8 protein-coding genes are annotated in these 7,978 nt (G+C 71.6%); 7 read left to right on the top strand and 1 reads right to left on the bottom strand.

The window, feature by feature from the left end:
- The 7 genes from F3J18_RS34140 to F3J18_RS34170 all read left to right on the top strand — a co-directional run.
- Positions 1–642 (top strand): TolC family protein (locus F3J18_RS34140; RefSeq protein ID WP_166916511.1); only part of this gene is annotated, 642 nt, incomplete at its 5' end.
- A gap of 120 nt (positions 643–762) precedes the next feature.
- Positions 763–1,182, top strand: a complete 420-nt coding sequence (locus tag F3J18_RS34145; RefSeq protein ID WP_025100198.1) for a MarR family winged helix-turn-helix transcriptional regulator — start codon at positions 763–765, stop codon at positions 1,180–1,182.
- Between the two features lie 57 nt (positions 1,183–1,239).
- Positions 1,240–1,854: a TetR/AcrR family transcriptional regulator gene (locus F3J18_RS34150; RefSeq protein ID WP_025100197.1), complete on the top strand. Its 615-nt coding sequence runs from the start codon at positions 1,240–1,242 to the stop codon at positions 1,852–1,854.
- A gap of 77 nt (positions 1,855–1,931) precedes the next feature.
- Entirely contained in the window at positions 1,932–3,116 is a 1,185-nt protein-coding gene (locus F3J18_RS34155; RefSeq protein ID WP_025100196.1) for an acetyl-CoA C-acyltransferase, read from the top strand.
- Positions 3,117–3,378: 262 nt separating this feature from the next.
- Entirely contained in the window at positions 3,379–4,377 is a 999-nt protein-coding gene (locus F3J18_RS34160; RefSeq protein WP_166916513.1) for an aldo/keto reductase, read from the top strand.
- Positions 4,378–4,399: 22 nt separating this feature from the next.
- Positions 4,400–4,828 carry an SRPBCC family protein gene (locus F3J18_RS34165; protein ID WP_126242358.1) on the top strand — a complete coding sequence of 143 codons (429 nt, stop codon included), beginning with the start codon at positions 4,400–4,402 and terminating at the stop codon, positions 4,826–4,828.
- Positions 4,829–5,187: 359 nt separating this feature from the next.
- Positions 5,188–6,591 carry a tetratricopeptide repeat protein gene (locus tag F3J18_RS34170; RefSeq protein ID WP_025100193.1) on the top strand — a complete coding sequence of 468 codons (1,404 nt, stop codon included), beginning with the start codon at positions 5,188–5,190 and terminating at the stop codon, positions 6,589–6,591.
- Positions 6,592–6,663: 72 nt separating this feature from the next.
- Here the strand turns inward: F3J18_RS34170 and F3J18_RS34175 are convergent, their stop codons facing one another.
- Entirely contained in the window at positions 6,664–7,713 is a 1,050-nt protein-coding gene (locus F3J18_RS34175) for a hypothetical protein (protein WP_166916515.1), read from the bottom strand.
- Positions 7,714–7,978: the final 265 nt, after the last annotated feature.

Genomic DNA, 7,978 nt, shown 5'->3' on the forward strand with positions numbered 1-7,978 from the left:
GGCCTGCCGGCCGCAATCGGCCCGGACACGCTGCTGCGCCGCCGCCCCGACGTGGTGGCGGCCGAGCGGCGGCTGGCGGCGAGCAACGCGGGCATCGGCGCGGCGCTGGCCGAGTACTACCCGAAGCTGTCGCTGTCGGGGATCCTCGGCTTCGAGGCGCTCGACGGGCCGCTGTTCAAGTCGGCCGCGTTCCAGCCCGGCGCGCTGGCCGGGCTGCGCTGGCGCCTGTTCGACTTCGGCCGCGTCGATGCCGAGGTGGCGCAGGCCAGGGGGCGCCATGCCGAGGCGCTCGCCGTCTACCGCCAGGCGGTGCTGCGCGCGGCCGAGGATGTGGAGAACGCGGTGACCGACTGGGCGCAGATCGGCGCGCAACGCGACGAGCTCGCGCGCCAGGTGGAAGCCGAGGCGCTGGCCCAGCGCGCGGCGCGCGATGCCTATGCGCAGGGCGACGCGAGCCTGGTCGAGGTGCTGGTGGAAGACCAGCAATGGCTCTCGGCGCGCGGCGAGCAGGCGCGCCTGAACGCCGACTACGCGCGCGCCGCGGTGGCCACCTTCCGCTCGCTGGGCGGCGGCTGGACGCTGCCGGAAACCGCCCCGGCGGCACTCGCCGCCAGCTCGCGCCAGGATCCCCCGGCCCCATGAAAAAGCACGCGCAGCCTGTCAAAACCGCGATGGTGACGATTTTTCCTTGTCATAGAATACGGGCAACGTGTTCCGCATTTCCCCATCCGACGAGGAGAGCAAGTCATGAGCCAGGGTCCGCTGAAATTGCCGTGTCATTGCGGCACCTTGCGACAGGCCGCGCGCGCGGTCACGGCGATGTACGACGCCCGGCTCGCGCCGCACGGAATCCGCATCACGCAATTCACCATCCTGATGGCCCTGTATGGCGCCGAGGCGGCCTCGATGCGCGGCCTGTCGGCCGCCCTGCTGCTCGACCAGACCACCCTCAGCCGCACCCTGGCGACGCTGCGCTCGCGCAAGCTGGTGCGCTCGCTGCCCGATCGGGACGACAAGCGCGTGCATCTGTGGTGCCTCACGCGCACCGGCGAAAAGCTCTACGAAACCTGCCTGCCCGACTGGGAAGCGGCCCAGCGCGAGCTGGCGCGCCATGGCGGCAAGGGCGACCTGCAGGCATTCAGCAACGAGGTCTATCAATTGACGGAGGCACTGGCCGGCTGAGCGGCGCACGCGCGCCGGATCGCGCGGCCGGCCCGTCCCCGGGGAGACGATGAGGCGATGCGATACGATCCGGAGCACAAGGCCAGGACGCGCGCGCGCATCGAGGCGGTGGCCTCGGCGCGCTTTCGCCGGGAAGGCATCGACGCGGTCGGCGTGGCCAGCCTGATGGAGACGGCGGGCCTCACGCACGGCGGCTTCTACGCGCATTTCAAGTCGAAGGACGCCCTGATCGCCGCGGCGATCGCGATCGGCTTCGGCCAGACCACCGAGCGGCTGCGCGAGCGCATGGCGCGCCATCCCGCATTGCCGCGCGCGGTCGCCTTCATGGGCGCCTACCTCAACGAGCGGCACCGCGATCATCCCGAAACCGGCTGCGCCGCGGCCACCCTGGCCGTCGAGATCGGCCGGGGCAGCGATGCCGTGCGGCGCGTGTTTACCGAGCACCTCGAATCGCTGGTCGATTGCGCGCGGGCGCCGGCGGACGACGCCGTCGAGGGTGGCCACGACGCCCCCGCCCTGGCCGGCTCGCAAGCGCAGCGGCAGGAAGCCGGGCTGGCGGCCGTGGCGCTGGCCATCGGCTCGCTGATCCTGTCGCGCGCGGTGGACGACCCCGGCCTCTCGCGGCGCCTGCTGGAAGCCGGCGTGAAGGCGTCATGGCGCTTGTCCGACTAGCTTTCCGTTTCCATGGCGGTTAAGTATGCATATGCATACATCATCGAGCTTTCCTTTTCATTTCAATGGAGTCTGCGATGTCCAGTGATCCGATCGTGATTCTCTCCGCCGCGCGCACGCCGGTGGGCCGTTACCTCGGCAATCTCTCGCCGAAGAGCGCCGTCGAGCTCGGCTCGACCGCGATCCGCGCGGCGGTCGAGCGTGCCGGCATCGAACCGTCGAGCGTCGACGAAGCCTATATCGGCTGCGTACTGCCGGCCGGGCTCGGCCAGGCGCCAGCTCGCCAGGCCGCGCTCGGCGCCGGGCTGCCGCGTTCGGTGGCCTCGGTGACGGTCAACAAGGTCTGCGGCTCCGGCATGCAGGCGATCCGTTATGCCTTCGACGCGCTGTCCAACGACAGCGCCTCGCTGGTGGTGGCGGGCGGCATGGAGAGCATGAGCAATGCCCCCTACCTGGCCCTGAAGGCGCGCGGCGGCTATCGCTCGGGCCATGGCAGCTTCTACGATCACGTCGCGCTCGACGGGCTGGAGGACGCCTACGAGCGCGGCCGGCCGATGGGCGAGTTCGGCGAGCAATGCGCCTCGCATTACGCCTTCACGCGCGAGCTGCAGGACGCGTTCGCGACGGAATCGCTGCTGCGTGCGCAGCGCTCGCAGGCCGAGGGCCGCTTCGACTGGGAGATCGCGCCGGTCGAGCTGAGCACCAGACAGGGCAGCGTGTCGATCGCGGCCGACGAGCAGCCGCAAAGCGTCGATCCGGCCAAGATCCCCAAGCTCAAGCCCTCGTTCAGCCCGACCGGCACCATCACGCCGGCCAGCTCCAGCCCGCTGTCGGACGGCGCAGCCGCGCTGGTGCTGACGCGCGAATCGGTGGCGCGGCGGCTGGGCCGGCAGCCGATCGCGCGCATCCACGCGCACTGCGCCCATGCGCAGGACCCCGAATGGTTCACCACGGCGCCGATCGGCGCGCTGAAGAAGCTGTTCGCGCGCACCGGCTGGCAGCCGCGCGAGGTCGACTACTACGAGGTCAACGAGGCCTTCGCGGTGGTGCCGATGGCGGTGATGCACGATTTCGACATTCCGCGCGAACGCATGAACGCGCATGGCGGCGCCTGCGCGATCGGCCATCCGATCGGCGCCTCGGGCGCGCGCATCGTCGTCACGCTGCTGGGCGTGCTGCGCGCCCAGGGCGCCAAACGCGGCGTGGCGAGCCTGTGCATCGGCGGCGGCGAAGCCACGGCGGTGGCGGTGGAACTGCTGTAAGGCAGCGGGCGCGAATCGGGTATCGGGAGGCCCGGCGTCCGTGCCGGGCACCTGGAGCCGATTGACCGCGCCGCCGGCCGCCGCTGATACGCGCAAGCGGCCGGCCCGCGCCCCATTCTTGACTGCCGCTCAAGACAATCTGACTCGCGCACGGGTTGTTGCCGAGCCCGCGCACCCTCACACTCGATGCACCTTCCCTTTGACACCGGGGCGGGGCGACATCGACACGAGGTCGCCCGGCGCCCCCACACGACAGCACATCATGCGAATCGAGATTCCCGACCAGATCGGTTTCGGTACCGCGCCGCTCGGCAACATGTACCGCGACATCCCCCATGACGAAGCGTTGGCGACCGTCGCGGCCGCCTGGGACAGCGGCATCCGCTATTTCGACACCGCCCCGCTCTACGGCGCGGGCCTGGCCGAGCTGCGCCTGGGCAAAGCGCTGGCGGCCTATCCGCGCGAGGCCTACCGGCTCGGCACCAAGGTCGGCCGGCTGATCCTCGACGAGCACGAAAGCGCCGCCGAGCGCGACCTCGGCGAGAAAGGCGGCCTGTTCGAGCACGGCCTGCCGAACCGGATCGTCTACGACTACAGCGAGGCGGGCACGCTGCGCGCGATCGAGGACAGCCTGAAGCGCCTGCGCACCGACCGGCTCGACACGGTATGGATCCACGATCCGGCCGTCGACTTCCACGGCGCGGCCTGGCGCGAGGTGTTCGACGCCGCGATGTCGGGCGCGGCGGTGGCGCTCACGCGGCTGCGCGAGCAAGGCGTGATCGGCAGCTGGGGCCTGGGCGTGAACCGCGTCGAGCCCTGCGTGCTCGCGCTCGATCGCGCCGATCCGGACGGTTTCCTGCTGGCCGGCCGCTACACCCTGCTCGACCACGCCGAGGCGCTCGCCACGCTGATGCCGAAGGCGCAGCAGCGCGGGCTCGGCATCGTGGTGGGCGGCCCCTACAACTCGGGGCTGCTGGCCGGCGGCACGCATTACGAATACCAGCCCGCCACGCCCGAGATGATCGCGCGCGTCGAGCGCATCAAGGCGATCTGCGCGCGTCATGGCGCCGACATTCGCGCCGTTGCGCTACAGTTCTCGCTCGCGCACCCGGCGGTGGCGGGGGTGATTCCCGGCGCCAGCCGGCCCGGGCGGATCGCCGAGAACCGGCGCCTCGCCGACGCACGGATCGCGCCGGAGCTGTGGAGCGAGCTGAAGGCCGAAGGCCTGATCGCCGCCCAGGCGCCGGTTCCGCAGCACTGAACCCCAACAGGAGGCAGCAAGCATGTCGAATGTCAGCATTTCCGTCGAGATCGCCGCGCCGGCCGATCGCGTTTGGGCCATTGTCGGCGGATTCAACGGCCTGCCGGCCTGGCTCGCCCCGGTGCGCACCTCGCGCCTGTCCGACGACGGCAAGACGCGTCATCTCGAGATCGGCACCGATACGCGCATCGTCGAGCAGTTGCTCGAGCACAGCGACGCCGATCGCCGCTACAGCTACTCGATCCTCGAAGGCCCGGATCCGGTGGTCGACTACGTCGCGACCATCGCGGTCGAGCGCAGCGGCGAAAACGGCGCCAAGGCAACCTGGAGCAGCCGCTTCACACCGAACGCCGGCGCCGACGAGGCCAAGCTCATCGCCCAGTATTCGGGGCTCTACGAAATGGGCCTGAAGCAGGCCAAGGCGCTGGCCGAAGGCGCCGCCCGGGCCTGAAGCCGGCAAATCCGGCAAACCCGGCCTCGCCGGGCAGGCCACACGGGGCGATCGCCGGCGAGATGCCGGGCGGTCGCCCCGTTTTTCTTGCCGCGGCGGCTTCGCCAGGCCCAGGCATGGAAGACGGATCGGTCTCGGCGGCAGGCGATCCGCAGCGCTGCCCGGCGAGCCGAAGCCAATCCTCGCGCCCAGCCTGCCCTCGACTGTGAAACGAAGCGCCAGGCCGTATCATGTCGAGTCGCGGATCCCGCTCCTGATCAGCCGCCCGGCCGCGCCGGGCGAGCACCGATCCGCCGCTTTCGCCCCTGCTCTCGACATCCCGTTTCCGATTCCCGCCCGCCCCAGCCGAACATCCCATCATGAAACCCGCCCTCGCCGACACCTTCGGGCAGCATTGGCATGCCGACGATCCCGCCACCCTGGAACGCTGGAACCGCGCGATCCGCGACTACTTCACGTTCCGCGGCAACCCCGTGGGCGACGCGCTGGCGTTGTCGAACGACGCCGCCTTCGTGATGGGCGACGTGTTCGCGCTGAGCATGCTGCTGTTCGACGGCGAGCCGAAGACCTCGCCGCGCATCGCGCCGCGCCTGCAGCGCCTGGCCGAGCGCTTCGCCGACGCCACCGAGCAGGAGCAAGGCCATATCCGCGCCGTGCAGGCCTGCGCCGAGGGCGAGATCACGCGCGCCACCGAGCATTGGCAGGCGGTGCTCGAACGCGAGCCCGGCGACCTGCTGGCGATGAAGCTCGCGCACGAGGCGCACTTCCTGGTCGGCGACGCCGCGCGCATGCTCGATTCGATGCGACGCGCGATGCGCGACTGGCGCCCCGACCAGCCCGGCTACGGCTTCGTGCTCGGCCAGTACGCCTTCGCGCTGGAGGAGAACGGCCATTACGCGGCAGCCGAGGGCCCGGCCCTGCTGGCGCTGGAACGCGAGCGCGACGATTGCTGGGCGCTGCACGCGCTGATCCACGTCCACGAGATGCAGAACCGCCACGACGCCTGCCTGGCGCTGCTCGACGCGCTCAAGCCGCGCTGGAGCGAGCAGCCGCTGCTGCTGGCGCATATCTGGTGGCACCTGGCCCTGCGCTACGTGGCGGCGCGCCGCTACGACGAGGCGCTGGCGATCCACGACGCGCACCTGGCCAGCGTCGACGCGGCCAGCGCGTTCCGGCTGACCGACGGCACCTCGCTGCTGTGGCGGCTGGAACTGGCCGGGCAGGACGTGGGCGAGCGCTGGCAGTTGCTGGCCGACAAGTGGCTGGGCCATGCCGAGCGGCACGGCAACGGCTTCCTCGACGTGCATATCGCGATGGCCTTCGCCGGCGCGCGCCGCGGCGACGAGCTGCGGCGCTTCCTGGCCGGTTTCGACCAGCCCGCGCTGGCGGGCGGCGCCAGCGAGCTGGACCAGATCCGCCGGCAGGTCACGGCGCCCGTGTGCGCGGCGCTGGCCGCCTATGGCGACGGCGACGACGCGGCCGCCTGCGAGATGCTGGGCGCCGTGCTGCCGGCCCTGCACCGGATCGGCGGCAGCAACGCGCAGCGCGACCTGTTCAAGCGCACCCTGGCGGCCAGCCAGTTGCGCGCGGGCAAGCTCGCCGAATGCCGGCGCTTCCTGCTCAAGTGCCTCGACGAGGCGCCCAATACCACCTGGGTGCTCGACGAGCTGGCGCGCGTCGAGGAACGTGCCGAGGATCCGGCCATGGCCGCGCATTACCGCGCCTGGGCGCGCCTCACGATCGAGCCGCTGCGGACCGAGTGAGGCGGCGGACCGAATAAGACGGCGGGACGAATAAGACGGCGGGCGCGCCGTGACCGGCGGCGGCGCGCGATCTCAGACCAGGATCACGCGGCCCGTCGCGCGCGCCTGCTCGGCGAGCTGCTGCCGCACCGGCTGGCTGATGCCCGAGTTGCCGCGCAGGTCCAGATGGAGCAGCCGCGGGTTCGCGGCCAGCGCGAGTGCGCCGCGATCGCCGATGTCGTTGTCGGGCAGACGCAGCCGTTGCAGGCCCGTCATGCCCGCCAGCGCCTCGGCGCCGCGATTGCCGATCGCGCAGTTGTCGAGCGTCAGCTCGCGCAGCCGGCCGTTGCCGGCCAGCACTTGCGCCCCCTCGTGGCCAACGCCGGGGCTGTTGCCGAGCGCCAGCGATTCGAGGCCGGGATGCGCCGCCAGCGCGCGCACGCCGGCGATCGTCAGGCGCATGTCCCCGTAGCCGAGCTTGCGCAGTTGCGGCAGGTTCGCGAGGTGCTGCGCGCCGGCGTCGCCCGCCCCGGTGCCCGCGGCGTTCAGTTCGCGCAATTGCGCGCCGTCGCCGATCAACTGGATCAAACCCTGGCTGCCGAGGTTGCCGTTCTCCTGGAGATCGAGCTTCTCCAGCTTGCCGAGTGCCGGCAGCGGCGCCTCGCCGAACGGCGCGGCCAGCGAGCGGCGCGAGCTCGGCGCGCGCAGCTCGAGGCCGCTGGCATCGAGATGCGAGAGCTTCGGATATCGTCCCTGGTCGATCGCCTGGGCTACCTTGCGCAGATGCGTGCTGCTGGTGAGGCGGCGCTGCGTGGTCTGGTCCTCGGCGATCGCGTGGAATTGGCGGCTGACCGGACGCATTGCGCGACGCGTCTCGGCGCCGCCCGAGGCGGCGATCTGGTGCAGCAGCTCGGCCGGCACGCGCGCGCGCTGTTCGCTGTTGCCGGTGGCGTCGGCCGTCGCGGGCTTGGCGCCCGAGCCGCCGGCGAAGGCGCGACGCAAGGCACCGAGGCCGGACAGCAGGCCGGTGTTCGCGTTCGTCGAAGGCGCGCCGTGATCGGGTTCGGGTTGCGTCGCGTGGCTGTCGGCGACGGGGATGCCGGCATCGTGCGATGCCGACACGCCGGTGAGGCTGCTTTTCATGATGAGGGCTCCGGTCGCGCCGGCCGCTTGCCGGCGCCTCGTGGGAGCGCATTCTGGACGATCGTTTTTCGCGGCGCGGCCGTGGCGGGCGAACCGCGCGGGCCGCATGCGAAGCCGGCCGATCGCCGACGCGGCGCGCTTCGCGCCGGCCGACGACAGATCGGATCGTCATCCGCCGATGCACCCGCGCGGTGCCTGCCTCAACCCGCCACCAGCACGCCGTCGCGCGCGACGATCGCGCCCGAGGCCACCACCAGCCGCCGCG

Source organism: Burkholderia sp. Ax-1720 (assembly GCF_011753035.1).
Classification (GTDB): Bacteria; Pseudomonadota; Gammaproteobacteria; order Burkholderiales; family Burkholderiaceae; genus Burkholderia; species Burkholderia gladioli.